Origin of the sequence: Luteimonas kalidii, from assembly GCF_029887935.1 — a bacterium.
GTDB lineage: Bacteria > Pseudomonadota > Gammaproteobacteria > Xanthomonadales > Xanthomonadaceae > Luteimonas > Luteimonas kalidii.
Genome location: NZ_JARXRO010000014.1, coordinates 232,228 through 250,902, shown reverse-complemented (window position 1 = coordinate 250,902; position 18,675 = coordinate 232,228). Strand labels below are relative to the sequence as shown.

Here is an 18,675-nt window from a genome sequence, read left to right as displayed (position 1 = left end):
ACCGATGCTGGCGTGGGGGCTGCATTTCGCGGCGGTCTACTCGCTGCAGGGGCTCGGCTGCGCCCGCGGCTGGGGCGATGCGGCCACGCGCCTGGCCATGGGTGTCGCCACCGCTCTGGCCCTGGCCGCGGTGGGCTGGATCGGCCTGCACGCCTGGCGCCGCCTGCGCGCGCACGCGGCCAGGGCGGATGGCGCGTTCGCCGCGCGGCTGGTGGCGATCCTCTCGCTGCTGGCCGCGGTCGCGATCGGCTTCACCGCGCTGCCGATGTTCCTGCTGCTTCCCTGTGAATGAAGGACCGCATGCGCAAGACCCTCGAACAGCCCGTCGCCGAAGAGCGCAGTCCCACGGTCGCCAGCCGGGTCGCGTTCCGCCAGCATCCGCTGCATCCGATCATCGTGGTCTACCCGGTCGCTGCGCTGAGCCTGCTGCTGCCGGCCGATGCGCTGTTCCTGTGGACCGGCGACGGGTTCTGGGCGACGGCGGCCTGGTGGCTCAACGTGCTCGGGCTGGGCAGCGGCCTGTTGGCGGCGGTGCTCGGCCTCACCGACATGTTCCTGATCCCGCTCGCGCGCCGGCACGTGTCCGTGTGGAGCCATTTCGTGGCGGGCGTGATGCTGCTGGCACTGGCGGCGATGGGCGTGTGGCTGCGCGCCCCGGACCATGCGGCCGTCTGGCCCTGGGCGCTGCTGCAGTCCGCGTTCACGCTGTTGATGGTGCTGGTGGTCGGGTGGCTGGGCGGCACGCTGACCTTCGGTCACGGGATCGGCGTCTACGGTCACCGCCCCAACGAGGACTCCGCCGACGCCGCCGACGAGGCCCTGGACGAATGATCGACCGGCTCCACGGGACCGGTGCCACCCGGGGCCGGGAGATCGCCCGCGCTGCGCGGCTTGGCGCCGGTCAGCGCGGCGATCGCCAGCAGCAGGACCAGCGGCGCCCAGGCCAGGATGCCGGTCAGGAGCGCGACGCCACGTACCCGCCGGCCGTGCCCGAGCGCATGCAGGTGCGCGCCGAGCCACAGGTGCAGCAATACCACCAGTGTGACCAGGCAGAGCTTGGCCACCAGCCAGCCGCCCGGCGTGGCCCATGGAATCAGCGCCATCCCGAAACCGATGGTCAGCACGCCCGCCGGGGTGGCGATGCGGAAGAACAGGCGGTTCGCCACCGGATTGAAGAACGCGTCGCGGCCGTCGCGCTGCCCCAGGCGCCGCGCCGCGAACAGGCGTGCCATCAGGAACAGCCCGGTGAACCACACCGCCATGCTGGCGATGTGGGCGACCTTCAGCCAGAACAGCATCGCGAGCCTCCGATGCAGGCCCGGGGTCGGGCGTGGATGTCCGTCGCCGTGGCGATGTCGGCGATAGTTCCGGGACTGGCGCATGCGCATTCGCGCGGCGAGGGACCGCCGACGCTGCACGAGGCCTGGTCGCTGTCGCCCTGGCTGCTGGTGCCGCTGTCGGCGTTCGCGGCGGCGTACGCGCTCGGCATCGCGCGGCTATGGCGCGGCGGCCATGCCGGCCGCGGCGTGTCGCGCGCCGAGGCGGGCGCCGGTGCGGCGGGCCTGGTCGCCATGCTGCTGGCGACGGTGTGGCCGTTCGACGCGCTGGGCGAATGGTCGCTGGCGGCCCACATGGCGCAGCACATGCTGCTGCTGGCGGTGGCGCCGCCGCTGCTGCTCGCCGCGAGACCGGTCGCGGCACTGGCCGCGGCGTTGCCGGTGTCGTGGTCCCGCACGCTGCATCGCGCCCAGCGCGCAGTCCAGGGCCCGGCGATGCAATCGCTGGCGGCGGCGACCGCCGCCAACGTCGCCGTGATGTGGGGTTGGCACCTCCCGGCGGCCCTCGACCTGGCGCTGCGCAGCGAGCCGGTGCACTGGCTGATGCACGGCAGCTTCCTGCTCGCCGGCCTGTGGCTGTGGGCACTCCTGTGGCAGCGGTTGCGCGACGATTCGGGCGGTGCACTCGCGGGCGCGGTGGCCGTGGTGGTGGTCATGATGCAGATGGGATTCATGGGTGCGCTGCTGACCTTTTCCGGTCGCGTCCTGTACCCGGTCTACGCCGGGCGCTCGCCGCTGCTCGGGCTGGACGCGCTGGTCGACCAGCAGCTTGCGGGCCTGGTGATGTGGGTGCCGGCCTGCGTGCCGTATCTCGCGGGAGCCCTGTGGCTGCTGGCGCGCGAACTGCGCCGGGGCAGGCCGCGCATCGGCTGATTCCTGCACGGCGCAGATGTCGATGGTGCATGGTCGTAGACCGTGTCGTCGTCGTGGCCAGCGCCGTCGCGACACGGCAGGCGGCGGCGGGGCGCATGCCAGGGCCGTCGTGACCGCATCGGCGGCTGGACGTGACCGCATCGGCGGCTGGAGGAAATCGGGGGCACGGGGCGATTATCCGCGCAGCGGGTCGACCAGGGGTGACGGCGCGGGCCAGCGCGGCGTCGCCCGACTGGTCGCCCCGCATTGCACGTCCGACCGATACGCAGCGGATCATCGGCGCGGCGCCCGGCCTTGCCGCAGCGCGGTATAATGCCGCGCTTCCCCACCGATCCCGGGACTGCCGATGCTCCGCATCCAGGCTGAAGCACTGACGTACGACGACGTTTCCCTCGTCCCCGCGCATTCCACCGTCCTGCCCAAGGACGTCTCGCTCGCCACCCAGCTCACGAAATCCCTGCGCCTGAACCTGCCGATCGTCTCGGCGGCGATGGACACGGTGACCGAGGCCCGCCTGGCGATCGCCATGGCCCAGCTTGGCGGCATCGGCATCGTGCACAAGAACCTGACCGCCGAGCGCCAGGCGGCCGAGGTGCAGCAGGTCAAGAACTTCGAGGCCGGGGTGATCCGCGAACCCTTCACCGTCGGTCCCAATACGACCATCGGCGAAGTGCTCAAGCTCACCCGCGCGCGCCGCATCTCCGGCGTGCCGGTGGTGGACGAGGGCCGCCTGGTCGGCATCGTCACCGGCCGCGACATGCGTTTCGAGAAGAAGCTCGACGATCCGGTGCGCAACATCATGACCAAGAAGGACCGCCTGGTCACGGTGCGCGAAGGCGCCAGCGACGACGAGGTCATCGGCCTGCTGCACAGGCACCGCATCGAGAAGGTGCTGGTGGTCAACGACGCCTTCGAACTGCGCGGCCTGATCACGGTCAAGGACATCCAGAAGAAGTCCGACAATCCCAACGCCGCCTACGACGCCGGCGAACAGCTGCTCGTGGGCGCTGCGGTAGGCGTCGGCGGCGACACCGAGCACCGGGTGGAGCTGCTGGTCGCCGCCGGGGTGGACGTGGTGATCGTGGACACCGCGCACGGACATTCCCAGGGCGTGATCGATCGCGTGGCCTGGGTCAAGAAGACGTTTCCTTCGCTGCAGGTGGTCGCCGGCAACATCGTCAGCGGCGATGCCGCGCTGGCGCTGATGGACGCCGGTGCCGATGCGGTCAAGGTGGGCGTGGGCCCGGGTTCGATCTGCACCACGCGCATGGTGGCCGGCGTCGGCGTGCCGCAGGTGACCGCGGTGTCGATGGTGGCCGAAGCGCTGCAGGACCGCATCCCGCTGATCGCCGACGGCGGCATCCGTTATTCCGGCGACCTGGGCAAGGCGCTGGCCGCCGGCGCCTCGACGATCATGATCGGCGGCCTGTTCGCGGGCACCGAGGAATCGCCGGGCGAAACCGAGCTGTTCCAGGGCCGCAGCTACAAGAGCTATCGCGGCATGGGTTCGCTCGGCGCAATGGAGAAGGGCAGCAAGGACCGCTATTTCCAGGACGCCAGCGAGGCCGACAAGCTGGTGCCCGAAGGCATCGAAGGCCGGGTGCCGTACCGCGGGCCGCTCAGCGGCGTGGTGCACCAGCTGGCCGGCGGGCTGCGTGCGACGATGGGCTACGTCGGCTGCGCGAGCATCGACGAGATGCGCCGCAAGCCGCAATTCGTGAAGGTCTCCGGCGCCGGCCAGCGCGAGAGCCACGTCCACGACGTGCAGATCACCAAGGAACCACCGAACTACAGGATGAGCTGAGCGCGCATGGACGAGGCCGGCTGGATGCTGCTGGTCGCGCTGCCGCTCGTGCTGGGCGGCTTGCTGGGTCTGATCTTCCGCCGGGCCTGGCAACGCATCGCGGTGGCGGGTGTGGCAGCCGCGTCCATGTACGCCTTCGTGTTCCATCTCACGCAGCTCGACATGGTGCGACGGGGGCCGATTGCCGGCAGCATGCCGGCCGATGCCTTCCGGACAGCGCTCGAGGTCGGCCTGGTCACGCTGCCGATCGGTCTGTGCACCGGCGCCGCATTCCATCTCATTACCCGCCTCATCCGGACCAGACAGGCATGACCTTCCAGCCGTCAACCGACATCCACAGCGACAAGATCCTGATCCTCGATTTCGGCGCGCAGTACACGCAGCTGATCGCGCGCCGCATCCGCGAGATCGGCGTGTACTGCGAAATCTGGGCCTGGGACCACGATCCGGCCGAGATCGCCGCGTTCGGCGCGAAGGGCATCATCCTGTCGGGTGGGCCGGAGTCGACCACGCTGCCGGGCGCGCCGTCCGCGCCGCAGGAAGTGTTCGACAGCGGGCTGCCGATCCTCGGCATCTGCTACGGCATGCAGACGCTGGCCGCGCAGCTGGGCGGCGCCACCGATGCGGCGGACCAGCGCGAGTTCGGCCATGCGGAAGTCGATGTGGTGCACGCCGACGCGCTGTTCTCCGGGCTCACCGACCACCCGGGCAAGGCGCGCCTGAACGTGTGGATGAGCCACGGCGACCACGTCTCGCAGGTGCCGCCCGGCTTCACGGTGACCGCCACCACCGACCGCATTCCGGTCGCGGCAATGGCCGACGAGGACAGGCGCTGGTACGGCGTGCAGTTCCACCCGGAGGTCACGCATACGCTGCAGGGCCAGACGCTGCTGCGCCGCTTCCTGGTCGAGGTCTGCGGTTGCGCCACGCTGTGGACGGCGGCGCACATCATCGAGGACCAGATCGCGCGCGTGCGCGAGCAGGTCGGTTCGGACGAGGTGGTCCTGGGCCTGTCCGGCGGCGTGGATTCGTCCGTCGTGGCCGCGCTGTTGCACAAGGCGATCGGCGACCAGCTGACCTGCGTGTTCGTCGACACCGGCCTGCTGCGCTGGCAGGAAGGCGACCAGGTGATGGCGATGTTCGCCGAGCACATGGGCGTGCGCGTGGTGCGCGTGGACGCGGCCGAACGCTACTTTGCGGCGCTCGACGGCGTGGCCGACCCCGAGGCCAAGCGCAAGATCATCGGCAACCTGTTCGTGGACATCTTCGAGGAGGAGTCCGCGAAGCTGGCCAATGCGAAGTGGCTGGCCCAGGGCACCATCTATCCCGACGTGATCGAGTCGGCCGGCAGCAAGACCGGCAAGGCCCACGTGATCAAGAGCCACCACAACGTCGGCGGCCTGCCGGCGCACATGAAGCTCGGCCTGGTGGAGCCGCTGCGCGAACTGTTCAAGGACGAGGTGCGCCGGCTGGGGGTGGAACTCGGTTTGCCGCGCCCCATGGTCTACCGTCATCCCTTCCCCGGGCCCGGGCTGGGCGTACGCATCCTCGGCGAGGTGAAGCGCGAGTACGCGGAGCTGCTGGCGAAGGCCGACGCGATCTTCATCGAGGAACTGCGCAAGGCCGACCTGTACGACCGGACCTCGCAGGCGTTCGCGGTGTTCCTGCCGGTGAAGTCGGTCGGCGTGGTCGGCGATGCGCGCGCCTACGAATGGGTGATCGCGCTGCGCGCGGTGGAAACCATCGATTTCATGACCGCGCACTGGGTGCACCTGCCGTACGAGTTCCTCGGCACGGTGTCCAACCGCATCATCAACGAGCTGCGCGGCGTCTCGCGCGTGGTCTACGACATCTCCGGCAAGCCACCGGCGACGATCGAGTGGGAGTAAACGACGGTGCAGTGCGGCTGCCGCGGCCGGTGGCCGGGCTATGCTGTGTACCGAGGCCCCGTTCCTGCAGGACACCATGATGCAATCCAGACCCTTCGGCCGCACCGGCCGCAACGTCGGCGAAATCGGATTCGGCGCCTGGGCGATCGGCGCTGCCTGGGGCAAGGTCGACGACGTCGAATCGGTTGCGGCGCTGCACGCGGCGCTCGATGCCGGTCTCGACTTCATCGACACCGCCGACGTCTACGGCGATGGCCATTCCGAGCGCCTGATCGCGCAGGTGCTGAAGGAGCGCGGAGGCGAGCGGCCGTTCGTGGCCACCAAGGCCGGGCGACGCCTCCCGGCGCAGACGGTGGACGGCTACACCGCCGCCAACCTCGAAGGCTGGATCGATCGCAGCCTGCAGAACCTGCAGACCGACTGCCTCGACCTTGTGCAGTTGCACTGCCCGCCGACCGATGCCTACTACCACCCCGAACTGTTCGACCACATGGACCGCCTGGTCGAGCGCGGCAAGCTGCGCCACTACGGCGTCAGCGTGGAGCGGGTGGAGGAGGCGCTGAAGGCGATCGAGTATCCGCACGTCGCCAGCGTGCAGATCATCTACAACATGTTCCGCCTGCGTCCGGCCGAGCTGTTCTTCCGCGAGGCGCGGCGGCGGCAGGTCGCGGTGATCGTGCGCGTGCCGCTGGCCAGCGGCCTGCTCAGCGGCAAGTTCCGCGCCGATACCCGGTTCGAGGCCGACGACCACCGCCGGTTCAACCGCAAGGGCGAGGCCTTCGACGTGGGCGAGACCTTCGCCGGCGTGCCTTACGAGGTCGGGCTGGCCGCGGTCGAGAAGCTGCGTCCGCTGGTCCCTGAAGGCGCGACGCTCGCCCAGCTCGCACTGCGCTGGATCCTGATGGACGAGGCGGTGAGCGTGGTCATTCCGGGCGCGCGCACCCCGACCCAGGCACTGGCGAACCTCGCGGCCGCCGAACTGCCGCCGCTGCCGGACGCGACGCTGGCGGCGGTCGCGCGGATCTACGACGAGGACATCCGCCCGCACGTGCACCAGCGCTGGTGAGCGGTCGCGGGCGCCGGGAGATGCACGACGTGCCCCCAGGGCAGGCGACGCCGCCGGAAGACGACGAGCGCTGGATGCGGCATGCCTTCACCCTGGCCGACCGCGCAGAGCGCGAGTTCGACGAGATCCCGGTGGGCGCGGTGCTCGTGGCCGCCGATGGCCGCGCGTTCGGTGAAGGCTTCAACCGCAACATCGCCACCCACGATCCGACCGCGCATGCCGAGATCGTGGCCTTGCGCGCGGGCGGACAGGCGCTGGGCAACCACCGGCTGGTCGGCAGCACACTGTACGTGACGCTCGAGCCGTGCGCGATGTGCGCGATGGCCATCGTCCACGCACGCATCGCGCGATTGGTCTATGGCGCGGCCGACCCCAAGACCGGCGCCTGCGGCAGCGTGTTCGACCTGCTCGCCGACCCGCGGCACAACCACCGCGTCGCCGTGAGTGGCGGGGTGCTCGGAGAGGAGGCGGGGCGCCGGCTCAGCAACTACTTCCGCGCCAAGCGCGGCAGGCCGCCGCTGGGCGGGCAGGGCGGATCGCCGGACGAAGGGTGAAAGCCCGCCGTCGCCGGGCTTGGGCCGAGCCGGTACCCTGCCGCGCCGACTGCAGCCACCCCCGGGCCCGCTTGGCTGAAAGTTCGGCCGCGACCCGCTGCGTGTCCCGACCGGGGACCGCGTACATCGGGGATGCGTCAGAGCAGCGGACTGCGCCGGCTGGCGAAGCGGTGGCCATCGTCCATCTCGTCGTTCACCGCGCGCACCGCCATGGACGCCTCGCTCGCCAGCAGCAGGCTCGAGCCGAACATCGACAGCACCCCGAGCACCGCCATGATCGTCGGCCACGGACCGAAGACATGGTCGAAGAACGAATCGCCGGCGACCAGCAGGCTGGTGGCCACGAAGCAGCTGATCGCCACGTACAGCAGCTGGCTAGCGCGCAGGATGATCAGGCTGCGGCGGCGCTGGACCGCGATCCGGCGCTCGAGCAGGGCGCGTTCCTCCGGGTCCTCGTTCTCGGCCAGGTCCTTGAGCAGGGTGCGGGCGCGGTCGATGATGCGGGCCAGGCGCGCGTTCGCGGAGCCCAGCAGGGCGGCGGTGGCGGTCAGGAAGAACGCCGGCGCGAGCATCGCGGTCAGGATCGCGTAGTGGGCCAGGGATGCGTTGGGGGGCATGTGCGTTCGGTGCGCTTTGGGTGGGCGGGAGTATCATGACGCCTCCCGACTACGACCGCGAGCGCATGGCACCGTACGACACCGCGCACGGCGAAGGCCGCCTGGCCTGGATCGACCTCGAAATGACCGGTCTGGATACCGACCGCGATTCGATCCTCGAAATCGCCACCGTCATCACCGACGCCGAGCTCAACGTGCTCGCCGAGGGCCCGGCGTTCGCCATCGCCCATCCGATGTCGGCGCTCGAGGCGATGGACGACTGGAACCGCGCCCAGCACGGAAAGTCCGGCCTGTGGAAGCGGGTACTGGAGGAGGGCGTGCCGATGGTCGAGGCCGAGACACTGACACTGGATTTCCTGGCGCAGTGGGTGGAACCGCGCCAGTCGCCGATGTGCGGCAACTCCATCTGCCAGGACCGCCGCTTCCTGCACCGCCTGATGCCGGCCCTGGAGCGCCATTTCCACTACCGCAACCTGGACGTGAGCACACTCAAGGAACTCGCCCGGCGCTGGGCACCGCAGGTGCTGGCCGGAGTGAAGAAGGAGTCGGCGCACACCGCGCTGAGCGATGTGCACGACTCGATCGCCGAGCTGCGCCACTACCGCAGGCACCTGGCGGCGCTCGCCGCCTGAGGGCCGTTCGATCGTGCGGGACGCGGCGGCCTGACGGCTGCGCGTATCAGCCCGCCTGCGCTCCCGATGGATCCGGCAGGGCGGGGCGGTCACCCGGCGCGCTCGACAGGGCAGGGACGCCACCGCCTGCGTGGTGGTACATGTGCACGTCCCGCTGCGGGTACGGAATGGTGATGCCCTCGGCATCGAAGCGCTTCTTGATCTGCTCGGTCAGCGCGCACTTCACCGCGAACCAGTCGGCATTCGCCACGTGGCAGCGCACGCCCAGGTTCACGCTGTTGTCGCCGAGCGCATAGACCATCACGTCCGGGGCCGGTTCCGGGAGCAGCCGCTCGTCGGCCGCGAAGATCTCCTCGATGATCCGGCGCGCATGGTCGATGTCGTCGCCGTAGCCGATGCCGACCACGATCTCGACCCGGCGCATGGTGTCCGGCGTCAGGTTGATGATGGAATCGGTGGTGATCAGGCTGTTGGGCATCACGATCACCTGGTTGTCGGCGCCGCGCAGCCGGGTCTGGAAGATGCTCACGTCCTCCACCTTGCCGGTGACTCCGTTGATGGTGACGATGTGGCCGACCCGGAACGGCTTGAGCGACACCAGCATCACGCCCGACGCGACGTTCGACAGGGAATCCTTGAGCGCCAGGCCGATCGCGAGGCCTGCGGCGCCTAGCACTGCGATCATCGAGGTCGGCGCGACGCCGAAGATCGCCTGCAGCACGGTCAGCGCCAGCACCACCAATAGCGCGACATACACCACCTTGCGCAGGAAGCTCACGGCCGTGGGCTCGATGTGGCTGCGGGTCATGCCCCGCTCGGCGAGCCCGGCCAGCCATTTCGCCAGGCGGATGCCGACGAACAACACCAGCAGCGCGATCAGGATCCTGCCGCCCCAGTAGGTGGCGAGCGTGGTCCACGCGCCCTCGCGCACCATCCCCAGCATCGATTCCATCTCCGGTCTCCTCGAAACGGCGACGCCCCGCATGAGCGGGGCGCCTGTTGCCCGATGGGCATAATGCTAGCGGCGGCGGCGTGATTGCCGCGTCTTTGAATGGCATCAACCGCCGCAGTGGCCGTAGATCGTGTTGGCCCAGTGCCGTCCACCGCGGAAGTCGATGTAGCCCGCTGCGCGGATGCAGCTGTTGCGCGCCGGAACGCGCACCGGCCCCGCGAAGTGGCGATAGTAGGGCTGGACGTCGAATCGCAGGTCGATCCCGCATTCGCGGTCGCTGCGATTCCGGCAACGGGCAAGCGAGACGGCCGTGATCGAGGGAACGCCCCATGCAGGACCGCCCTTGACGGTCCTCGCGCAGTTCCGCCCGTTCGACGGGTTGTAGTAGAGCTGCAACTCACCGATCCGGGTGCCATTGGGCATCGTGATGGGACGGTGTGCGATCAGGTTGCCCCCGCATTGGCCGGACTGGGCGAAGGCAGTGGCGACCGGCAGCGCGGAGAGGGCAGCCACTGCGAAGATCGTCCAGAAGAAAATCCGTTTCACGTCGGCAGATCCAGTCATGAGTCCGGAATGAAGGCTACCTGCGCGCCGTTATACCGGGGTGAAGCGATCGTGCCCGTAGCCACAACCAGCCGGTGACGACATCTGCCTGAAACAGACAGCGATACTGCCGTCACGCTTGCATCCCGGTCATGTTGGAACTCGTCGACGCGGTCCGCATCGGAATTGGGCATCCCGACGCGCATCCCTGGACTGCGGCGTCAGCCGTCGGCCTTCGCCTTCGACTTCGCCAGCCTGAGCCAGGTGTCGACCACGGTATCGGGATTGAGTGACACTGATTCGATCCCTTCCTCCATCAGCCACTGCGCGAGGTCGGGATGATCGCTCGGCCCCTGGCCGCAGATGCCCACGTACTTGCCCTTGGCGCGCGCAGCCTTGATCGCCATCGACAGCAGCTTCTTCACCGCCGGGTTCCGCTCGTCGAACAGGTGCGCGACGATCGACGAGTCGCGATCCAGGCCCAGGGTAAGCTGGGTCAGGTCGTTGGAGCCGATCGAGAAGCCGTCGAAGATCTCGAGGAACTCGTCGGCCAGCAGCGCGTTGGACGGGACCTCGCACATCATGATGATCTTCAGGCCGTTCTCGCCCTGGCGCAGGCCGTTCCCGGCCAGCACCTCGATCACCTTGCGGCCTTCCTCCAGCGTGCGCACGAACGGGATCATCACCCACAGGTTCTCCAGGCCCATCTCGTTGCGCACGCGCAGCACCGCCTTGCACTCCAGCGCGAACGCCTCGGAGAAGGAGGGATCGACGTAGCGGCTGGCGCCGCGGAAGCCGATCATCGGGTTCTCTTCGTGCGGCTCGTAGTTCGACCCGCCGATCAGGTTGGCGTACTCGTTGGACTTGAAATCCGACAGGCGCACGATCACCGGATGCGGCGCGACCGATGCGGTGAGCGTGGCGATCCCCTCGGCCAGGCGACCGACGTAGAAGTCCACCGGCGAGGCATAGCCGGCGGCCTTCTCGTCGATCTTCTTCCGCGTCTCCGGATCCTGGCGGTCGTACTCGAGCAGCGCATTGGGATGCACGCCGATATGCGCGGCGATGATCATCTCCAGGCGCGCCAGGCCGATGCCCGCGTTGGGCAACTGCCCGAAATCGAATGCGCGCTCGGGGTTGGCGACGTTCATCATGATCTTGAGCGGTGCCTCGGGCATCGAGGCCAGGTCGGTGGTGATGCGCTCGAAGGGCAGGGTGCCGGCGTAGATGTAGCCGGTGTCGCCCTCGGCGCAGCTCACCGTGACCTCCACGCCGTCCTCGATCGCGTCCAGCCCATTGCCGGTGCCGACCACGGCCGGCACACCGAGCTCGCGGGCGATGATCGCGGCATGGCAGGTACGGCCGCCGCGGTTGGTGACGATCGCGGAAGCGCGCTTCATCACCGGCTCCCAGTCCGGGTCGGTCATGTCGGCCACCAGCACGTCGCCGGGCCGCACATGCTCCATGTCCTCGAGCCGGCGCACCACGCGCGCCACGCCACTGCCGATCTTCTGGCCGATGGCGCGGCCTTCGGTCATCACCTCGCCGCGCCGCTCCAGCGAGTAGCGCTCGATCTGGGTCGCGCGGGTACGCGACTTCACCGTTTCCGGGCGCGCCTGGACGATGAAGAGCTTTCCGCTCACGCCGTCCTTCGCCCACTCGATGTCCATCGGGCGGCCGTAGTGGTCCTCGATCACCAGCGCCTGCTTCGCGAGTTCCTGCACGTCGGCATCGGAGATCGAGAACGTGTTGCGCAGTCCGGCCGGCGTGTCCTCGGTGCGCACCCGCTCGCCGGCCTGGTCGGAATACACCATGCGCAGCTGCTTGGCGCCGATCGATCGGCGCAGGATGGCCGGCTTGCCGGCCCGGAGCGTGGGCTTGTAGACGTAGAACTCGTCCGGGTTCACCGCGCCCTGCACGACCATCTCGCCGAGGCCGAAGCTCGAGGTGATGAACACCACGTCGCGGAAGCCCGACTCGGTGTCCAGGGTGAACAGCACGCCCGAGGCGCCCACGTCCGAGCGCACCATCAGCTGTACGCCGGCGGACAGGAACACGTCCTCGTGCTTGAACCCGTGGTGCACGCGATAGGCGATCGCGCGATCGTTGTACAGGCTGGCGAAGACTTCCTTGACCTTGCGCACCACGTCGTCGGCGCCGGTCACGTTGAGGAACGTCTCCTGCTGGCCGGCGAACGAGGCGTCCGGCAGGTCCTCGGCGGTGGCCGAGGAGCGCACCGCGACCGCGACCTCGCCTCCGCCGTTGTCGCCGCACAGCTTCGCGTAGGCGGTGCGGATGTCGGCATCGAGCGCGGGCTGCAGCGGCGCTTCGATCACCCAGCGGCGGATCTCGCCGCCAGCGGCGGTCAGCGCGCCGACATCCTCCACGTCGAGCGGAGCGAGCCGGTCGAAGATGCGCTGGTGCAGGGTGTTGTGGGCGATGAAGTCGCGGAAGGCATCGGCGGTAGTGGCGAATCCGCCAGGCACCGACACCCCGAGTTCCGACAGCTCGCCGATCATCTCGCCGAGCGAGGAGTTCTTGCCGCCCACCTGGGCCAGGTCGGCCAGTCGCAGGTCGTGGAGCCACAGGATGTTCGCCGTCGGGGCCGACGGCTGCGGGGCAGGCTGGTTCAAGGGGACTCTCCGAAGTGGCGAAAAGGCCGGGCATGGCCCGACCGAAAACGCTATTTTAGCCCCGACATGGGCCACGACTTCCGTCCGTGGCGAGGAGACAGCGTTGTCAACGACCCGCCCCGTGTTCTACGTGTCCGATGGAACCGGTATCACCGCCGAGACCATCGGCCACAGCCTGCTCACCCAGTTCAGCGGAACGCAGTTCAGCACCCACCGCATCCCGTTCGTGGACAGCGTCGAGCGGGCGCGCGAGGTGGCCGACCGCATCCGCATCGCGGGACAGGCGCAGGGCGTGCGGCCGATCGTGGTCAATTCCTCGGTCGACCCGGAGATCTCCGCGGCCATCGCGCAGAGCGGGGCGCTGATGCTGGACGTGTTCGCGCCGTTCATCGCGCCGCTGGAAGCCGAGCTCGGCGAGCAGCGCCAGCCCAAGGTCGGCCAGGCCCACGGCATGGTCGACTTCGAGACCTACCACCGCCGCATCAACGCGATGAATTTCGCGCTGACGCACGACGACGGCATGTCGATCAACTACGACGCGGCGGACGTGATCCTGGTGGCCGTGTCGCGCGCGGGCAAGACGCCCACCTGCATCTACCTCGCGCTCCATCATGGCGTGAGCGCGGCCAACTATCCGCTGACCGACGAAGACCTGGAGCACGACCGCCTGCCGCCGCGCCTGCGCCCGTACCGCTCGCGGCTGTTCGGGCTGACCATCGATCCGCAGCGACTGCACCAGATCCGCCAGGAACGCAGGCCGGACTCGCGCTACGCGAAGCTGGAGACCTGCCAGCGGGAAGTGATCGCGGCCGAGAAACTGTTCCGGGCCGAACGCATCCCGGTGCTGAGCACCACGCACGTGTCGATCGAGGAGATTTCGAGCAAGGTGATGTCGACGCTGGGCATACAGCGCGTGATGTACTGACGCGCCGCGTATCGCAGGGCAGGGCACGCGTGCCGTCTGCGGCTGCGCGCCAGCGTACTCCGGAGCGGGCCGTACAGGAGTCTTAACGTAGGCGCTCGATCGCGGCACGTCAATGCTGCACGCGCGCGATGGCAGCGTGTAGGATCGATCCATGCACGATGTCGCCGCCCGCAACGCAAGCATCCCCAGGCTCGGCCGCTTCGGCTGGCTGATGGGGCTGTACGCGGAGAATTTCCGGCGCATGACCCGTTTGTTCGAGCCTGCCGACCTGGCACCCGGCCGCTATGTCTCGGCGATCGGCAACGGGCTCGACGTGCAGCTGGACGTGCTGCACCAGCACGTCTACACCACCGAGCTGCGGTTGACCTACACCCTGCGCGACCCCGTCACCGGCGAGCCGGATCCGTCCGCGTTCCTGCGACTCTACCGCGACGCCAGGCAGGCCGAGGCCACCCACTGCTACGTGGGACGTCGCTGGCAGGACGTGATCGGCATGTATCCGCCGCCGGCCGAGGTGGTGGACCACCGGATGCGCATGAACACCTTCCTGGGCAAGTGGCTGCAGTACCTGGCCGAGAGCGGGCACGGGGTGGCCACGCTGCGCAGGCGCGATGACCGGCTGGAGATCAAGGCGCCCGCCCGGCTCCCCGGTTGATGTCCCCGGTGGCGCCGGCGACCGGCGCTCATCCACAGGCCCCCACCAGCACGTTGTCGCCGCAGCCCATCGACAGGCGTACGCCCGTGGGCACCCCGATCGAGGCATGGCAGGCGCGCGCCATCTCCGTCGCCTGGGCGATCGCGTCCGCGCGCTCGACGTGGCGGGCCACCGCATAGTGGTCGATCCGGACCTGCCAATCCGGCCCGTCGGGTTCCACCGCGATCAACGTACGCTCCATGGTCGTGCTCCTGCGCCCTTGCCCGGCAGCCGGTGACTGCGCGCAGAGCATCCTCCCGGCGCGGGCGCCGCGCAGTCGGAGAACCCGGTTGCGCGGAGTAGGAAAAGCCTGACGCCCGCCGACGGAGCAGGGCGATCGGATGGGTGGGCCGCATGGGCCCTTCGGTAGCATCGCGGAACGCGGCGAGATTTCCCGCGGGGCACCGTGAGCCGGCGGGGCACGTGGGCAACCCTGCCTGCGAACCTCATCGTGGCCGGGTCGCGGCCGCCGCCGCAGCAGCGAGCCAACCCAGAATCGCGGCCGGACCATCGCGTGGGACAATCGCGGGGCAGACAAGACGACGCCCGCTTGCGCGGGCGTCGGCTGGAACAAGTGGCGTCCCCACGGGGATTCGAACCCCGGTCGCTACCGTGAAAGGGTAATGTCCTAGGCCTCTAGACGATGGGGACGCAGTATCGCTTCCGTGCTCGCTTCCGCGCGGCCTCGGCGTCGGAAACTTGGTGGAGCCAGGCGGGATCGAACCGCCGACCTCCTGCATGCCATGCAGGCGCTCTCCCAGCTGAGCTATGGCCCCACTGCTGGAAAGCGCGAAATTGTAGTGGGGCGGTGCGCAAGTCGTCAACAACCTGAAACGACAGGCCAGCCCGCGTCCACCGATTCGCTGGTCGCAAGGACGCCCACGCTCCATGCCACAGCCGGGGCATGCCTGATCGCGACCGCCGATCCTGCTTCGCGTACGGCTTGGTCCGGCCTGTCCTGTTCGCATCTGCCCAAAGTGGCCGCGCCGCGGGTAGTTGGGCAGTTGCGCGGGCGCCAGGGCTGCCGCGACCTTCGTTCACTTGCGCCTAGTGTCGCGCCTGCGTGCAGGCCGCTCCGCGTCCCAGGCGCAGCTCCAGCTCGCGGCACATGCGGGTTGCGGCAGCTTGGTCACCACCCGCCGACAGCACGGCCGCGAGGCCCCGCGTCGCGTCCTCGTGCAACGGCGACAAGGTGAGCACGCGGCGGTACCCGGCCTCCGCGTTCGTCAGATCCCCGCGGGTCCGGTAGCGATCGGCCACCAGTACGCCCAGCGCTTCGTGCCAGTGCCGCACCTGCACCGGATTGTCGTCGTAGGTGCGCGCCATCACCTCGTAGGCGCGTTCGAACCACTGCAGCGCCTCGTCCTCACGCCCCAGCTGCTCCTGCAGGTCGGCGATGTTGATCATCGCGCCCCAGGCGTCCGGATCGAGCTGGACAGCGCGCTGGTGAGCGGCCAGTCCGGCCTCGAGCTCGCCTTGTGCGCTGAGCACCAGGCCCAGCGCCTTGTAGGCACCTGCCGAAGCCGGCGCCCGCGCCACCGCCGTCCGGGCCAGCTGGCGCGCACGCTGCAACTGGCTGCGTGCCGGATCCCGGGCCATGTGCCCGTGGGCGAGGGCGTCACCCAGCCGGGTGAATTCGACCGCCTCGGGTCCGGGCGCGCCGGGCCAGCGGATGGCGCGCTGGGCCAGCGCGTTGGCCATCCCGGCCATCGCCGCAGGATTGTCCGGATCCAGGCCCAGCACGCGCTGGTACAGCTCGAGTGCCGCTTCGTTGTCGGCGCGGGAGAACTGGAAGTAGTAGTGGTCGGCGCGGGTCAGGAGCGTGGTGGTGTCGCGCGCAACGGACGGGGTCGCCGGCAGCGGGTCGCGCATGAGCGTGTTCCACGCCAGCAGCGCTGCCGCGGCGAGTCCCAGGGCGGCGAACGTGGCAATTACAAGAGACCGGCCTTGGCGGGATCGATGGTGAGTGGGCACCGCAACGGCAACGGCAGCCGGATCGTCCAGCGTGGCGGCCTCGGGCCGTGCCCCCGGCAGCGCATTGCCGGGGACCACCGTCGACTCGGCGATCCATCGATAGCCGCGCTTGGCAATCGTCTCGATGAAGCGGGGCGCCTTCGCGTCATCCTCCAGCGCCTGCCGCAGCCTGGACACCGCGCGGGCCAGGCTGTCGTCGCCCACGACCACGCCCGGCCAGAGCAGGGCCATCAATTCCTCGCGCGACCACACCCGACCGGGCTCGCTCGCCAGTACGCACAGCAGGTCCATGAGCTTGGGCTCCAGCCGCTGCACGCCGCCGGGACCGGACAGTTCGCCGGAGGCGCGCGTGGCGGTCCACGCCCCACCGTGCACTTGCGCCGGCCACATCGTTGAAGTCATTGGGATTCCCGCCGCAGGAGGAAACGATCAGCGAGTCGGGAGGTTATGGTCATGGGTTGCTAGGATCGCCCGGGGTGTGATGAGCGGGCAAGCCGGCGTCGTCGGCGATCATTCGAGGATCCCATGCACATTGCGACGCGTCTCCACGCCTGGACGTTCCTGCTCGGAAGCCTGCTCTCCGCACCGGCCTGCGCCGCGTCCGTACCGCCCGGGGAGCCCGTGGCACCCACTGCTGCCGAAGCGCCGGAAGCGCCGATCCCCGTGGCCCGGCTGCGCGAGGATTTCGACACGCTGTACGCGCAACTGCGAGCCTCGCACTACGACCTGTTCGCGCGCCGTTCGAAAGCCGAATACGACGCGCTGTTCGAGCGGATGCGCGGCGCGCTCGACACGCCCCTGTCCAGGCAGGAAGCCCGGCTCCGGTTCACGCGCTTCGTCGCCTTCGGCCGGGTGGCGCATGCCCGCATCGACCGGCCCATCGAGCGCTGGGCGGCGTTTCGCGAAGGCGGCGGGAAGGCGCTGCCGCTCCAGTTGCGCGTAGAGGGCGACGAGGTGTTCGTGCTGCAGCAGCCGGGCGCCGCCGCGGGGATCGCGCCCGGCGACCGGGTGCTGGCGATCGACGGCAAGCCGGCGCTGGCTTGGCTGCGTTCGGTGGGCGAACTGGTAGCGGCCGATACCGACTACATGCTGTATGCGCAGCTGGAGGGCCTGCTGCCCCTGCTCGCCTGGCTGGCGTCGGGCGAGGTGGAGGGCGTAGAACTCACGCTGTTGGATGCGGGCGGCCAGCCACGCAAGGCCTGGCTGCCTGCCCGCACCCGCGCCGAGGTCGTCGCCGAGGAGGAAGCCCGCGCCGGACCGACGCCGCCGGACATGCAGGCGCGCGACGCCCGCATGCTGGGCAACGCCACCGCTTACCTGCGTCCCGGCCCGTTCTACGACACACGACCCGAAGCGGCCGATCCCTGGGACCGCAGCGCCTTCCGCAGCTTCATCGACGCGGGGTTCGAGTCGTTCCTCGACGCCGGTGCAAGCGACCTGCTCATCGATCTGCGCGACAACCCCGGCGGCGACAATGCGTTCAGCGACCTGATGCTCGCCTGGATCGCCGACCGGCCGTTCCGGTTCAGCCCCGCCTTCGACATTCGCGTCAGCGAGGCGACCGTGGCCGCCAACCGCGCGCGGCTGGACAGCCAGTCGGGCGATGCAGGTGGCGCCTCGGCCGACCTCGCCAGGCTGTACGCGGGACAGGCGCCCGGCACCCGCGTCAGCTACCCGATTCCGCTGGTGCCGCCGCGCGAAGGGCGGCGTTTCGAAGGGCGTGTGCACGTACTGGTCAACCGACACAGCTATTCGAACGCGGTCAGCGTGGCCGCCATCGTGCAGGACTACGGTTTTGGACGCGTGCTGGGCGAGGAGACCTCCGACCTCGCCACCACCTATGGCGCGATGGAGCATTTCACGCTGCCCCACACCGGGCTGACCGTTGGCTATCCCAAGGCCAGGATCGTGCGGCCCAGCGGCGCGCTCGAAGCGCGCGGCGTGGTGCCGACCATGATCATCGAGCGACCCCTGGTCGAGGGTGCCGACGATCCGGTGCTGCGGAAGGCGCTGGATGTCATCCGCGAAGAGCGGATGCAGCGTGGAAACGGTGGGTCCGCTTAGCGACTGGAGGGCAGGGTGGCAATCACGAAACGTTATCGAGGGTCGGGGCCGAATAGCTGACTCTTCTCGCCCTGACAGGCAACAGGCATAGGGAGCGGAAGTTGACGAGAGTGCGGCT

19 protein-coding genes and 2 tRNA genes are annotated in these 18,675 nt (G+C 69.3%); 12 read left to right on the top strand and 9 right to left on the bottom strand.

Annotated features, from left to right (window positions below; genetic code table 11):
• The first annotated feature begins 4 nt into the window (after positions 1 to 4).
• Positions 5 to 292, top strand: a complete 288-nt coding sequence (locus QFW81_RS06680; RefSeq protein ID WP_280577890.1) for a hypothetical protein — start codon at positions 5 to 7, stop codon at positions 290 to 292.
• Between the two features lie 8 nt (positions 293 to 300).
• Positions 301 to 831: a DUF2231 domain-containing protein gene (locus QFW81_RS06675; protein ID WP_280577889.1), complete on the top strand. Its 531-nt coding sequence runs from the start codon at positions 301 to 303 to the stop codon at positions 829 to 831.
• Here the strand turns inward: QFW81_RS06675 and QFW81_RS06670 are convergent.
• On the bottom strand, positions 777 to 1,298 hold the full coding sequence (locus QFW81_RS06670) for a CopD family protein (protein ID WP_280577888.1): 522 nt from the start codon (positions 1,296 to 1,298) through the stop codon (positions 777 to 779). The two genes, QFW81_RS06675 and QFW81_RS06670, sit on opposite strands and share 55 nt — an antisense overlap.
• 36 nt (positions 1,299 to 1,334) lie before the next feature.
• Here QFW81_RS06670 and QFW81_RS06665 point away from each other — a divergent pair, with 36 nt between their 5' ends.
• The 6 genes from QFW81_RS06665 (at position 1,335) to tadA (ending at position 7,523) form a co-directional block, all read left to right on the top strand.
• The gene (locus QFW81_RS06665; RefSeq protein ID WP_280577887.1) at positions 1,335 to 2,210 is read left to right on the top strand and encodes a cytochrome c oxidase assembly protein; all 876 of its coding nucleotides are present in this window, start codon (positions 1,335 to 1,337) and stop codon (positions 2,208 to 2,210) included.
• A 346-nt stretch (positions 2,211 to 2,556) separates the two neighbouring features.
• Positions 2,557 to 4,014 carry an IMP dehydrogenase gene (guaB, locus tag QFW81_RS06660; RefSeq protein ID WP_280577886.1) on the top strand — a complete coding sequence of 486 codons (1,458 nt, stop codon included), beginning with the start codon at positions 2,557 to 2,559 and terminating at the stop codon, positions 4,012 to 4,014.
• A 6-nt stretch (positions 4,015 to 4,020) separates the two neighbouring features.
• Positions 4,021 to 4,326 carry a hypothetical protein gene (locus QFW81_RS06655; protein WP_280577885.1) on the top strand — a complete coding sequence of 102 codons (306 nt, stop codon included), beginning with the start codon at positions 4,021 to 4,023 and terminating at the stop codon, positions 4,324 to 4,326.
• Entirely contained in the window at positions 4,323 to 5,903 is a 1,581-nt protein-coding gene (gene guaA / locus QFW81_RS06650) for a glutamine-hydrolyzing GMP synthase (RefSeq protein WP_280577884.1), read from the top strand. Before QFW81_RS06655 ends, guaA begins: the two co-directional genes overlap by 4 nt.
• Before the next feature lie 79 nt (positions 5,904 to 5,982).
• Positions 5,983 to 6,969 (top strand): aldo/keto reductase, encoded by a 987-nt coding sequence (locus tag QFW81_RS06645; protein WP_280577883.1) that lies wholly within the window; start codon positions 5,983 to 5,985, stop codon positions 6,967 to 6,969.
• Positions 6,970 to 6,998: 29 nt separating this feature from the next.
• Positions 6,999 to 7,523 carry a tRNA adenosine(34) deaminase TadA gene (gene tadA / locus QFW81_RS06640; RefSeq protein WP_280577882.1) on the top strand — a complete coding sequence of 175 codons (525 nt, stop codon included), beginning with the start codon at positions 6,999 to 7,001 and terminating at the stop codon, positions 7,521 to 7,523.
• Between the two features lie 137 nt (positions 7,524 to 7,660).
• On the opposite strand, the gene QFW81_RS06635 is transcribed toward tadA, so the two are convergent.
• Entirely contained in the window at positions 7,661 to 8,140 is a 480-nt protein-coding gene (locus tag QFW81_RS06635) for a DUF2721 domain-containing protein (protein ID WP_280577881.1), read from the bottom strand.
• Positions 8,141 to 8,205: 65 nt separating this feature from the next.
• Here QFW81_RS06635 and orn point away from each other — a divergent pair, with 65 nt between their 5' ends.
• Complete coding sequence (orn, locus tag QFW81_RS06630; RefSeq protein WP_280578342.1) at positions 8,206 to 8,772, top strand: oligoribonuclease; 567 nt, start codon at positions 8,206 to 8,208, stop codon at positions 8,770 to 8,772.
• Positions 8,773 to 8,818: 46 nt separating this feature from the next.
• Here the strand turns inward: orn and QFW81_RS06625 are convergent, their stop codons facing one another.
• The 3 genes from QFW81_RS06625 to ppsA all read right to left on the bottom strand — a co-directional run bounded on the left by QFW81_RS06625 (position 8,819) and on the right by ppsA (position 12,900).
• Positions 8,819 to 9,724, bottom strand: a complete 906-nt coding sequence (locus tag QFW81_RS06625; protein WP_280577880.1) for a mechanosensitive ion channel family protein — start codon at positions 9,722 to 9,724, stop codon at positions 8,819 to 8,821.
• A gap of 105 nt (positions 9,725 to 9,829) precedes the next feature.
• Positions 9,830 to 10,270 carry a hypothetical protein gene (locus QFW81_RS06620; RefSeq protein ID WP_280577879.1) on the bottom strand — a complete coding sequence of 147 codons (441 nt, stop codon included), beginning with the start codon at positions 10,268 to 10,270 and terminating at the stop codon, positions 9,830 to 9,832.
• A gap of 218 nt (positions 10,271 to 10,488) precedes the next feature.
• Positions 10,489 to 12,900 carry a phosphoenolpyruvate synthase gene (gene ppsA, locus QFW81_RS06615; RefSeq protein ID WP_280577877.1) on the bottom strand — a complete coding sequence of 804 codons (2,412 nt, stop codon included), beginning with the start codon at positions 12,898 to 12,900 and terminating at the stop codon, positions 10,489 to 10,491.
• 103 nt (positions 12,901 to 13,003) lie between these two features.
• Here ppsA and ppsR point away from each other — a divergent pair, with 103 nt between their 5' ends.
• Positions 13,004 to 13,825 (top strand): posphoenolpyruvate synthetase regulatory kinase/phosphorylase PpsR, encoded by an 822-nt coding sequence (gene ppsR, locus QFW81_RS06610; protein ID WP_280577876.1) that lies wholly within the window; start codon positions 13,004 to 13,006, stop codon positions 13,823 to 13,825.
• A gap of 151 nt (positions 13,826 to 13,976) precedes the next feature.
• Positions 13,977 to 14,480, top strand: a complete 504-nt coding sequence (locus QFW81_RS06605) for a DUF1249 domain-containing protein (RefSeq protein ID WP_280577875.1) — start codon at positions 13,977 to 13,979, stop codon at positions 14,478 to 14,480.
• 28 nt (positions 14,481 to 14,508) lie between these two features.
• On the opposite strand, the gene QFW81_RS06600 is transcribed toward QFW81_RS06605, so the two are convergent.
• From QFW81_RS06600 to QFW81_RS06585, 4 genes are all read right to left on the bottom strand, one after another.
• Complete coding sequence (locus QFW81_RS06600) at positions 14,509 to 14,721, bottom strand: hypothetical protein (protein WP_280577874.1); 213 nt, start codon at positions 14,719 to 14,721, stop codon at positions 14,509 to 14,511.
• 373 nt (positions 14,722 to 15,094) lie between these two features.
• Positions 15,095 to 15,170, bottom strand: a tRNA-Glu gene (locus QFW81_RS06595).
• A gap of 49 nt (positions 15,171 to 15,219) precedes the next feature.
• Positions 15,220 to 15,295: transfer RNA gene (locus QFW81_RS06590), tRNA-Ala, on the bottom strand.
• Positions 15,296 to 15,566: 271 nt separating this feature from the next.
• Entirely contained in the window at positions 15,567 to 16,895 is a 1,329-nt protein-coding gene (locus tag QFW81_RS06585) for a winged helix-turn-helix domain-containing protein (protein ID WP_280577872.1), read from the bottom strand.
• A 123-nt stretch (positions 16,896 to 17,018) separates the two neighbouring features.
• Here QFW81_RS06585 and QFW81_RS06580 point away from each other — a divergent pair, with 123 nt between their 5' ends.
• Positions 17,019 to 18,557 carry a S41 family peptidase gene (locus QFW81_RS06580; RefSeq protein WP_280577871.1) on the top strand — a complete coding sequence of 513 codons (1,539 nt, stop codon included), beginning with the start codon at positions 17,019 to 17,021 and terminating at the stop codon, positions 18,555 to 18,557.
• The last annotated feature ends 118 nt before the right edge of the window (positions 18,558 to 18,675 follow it).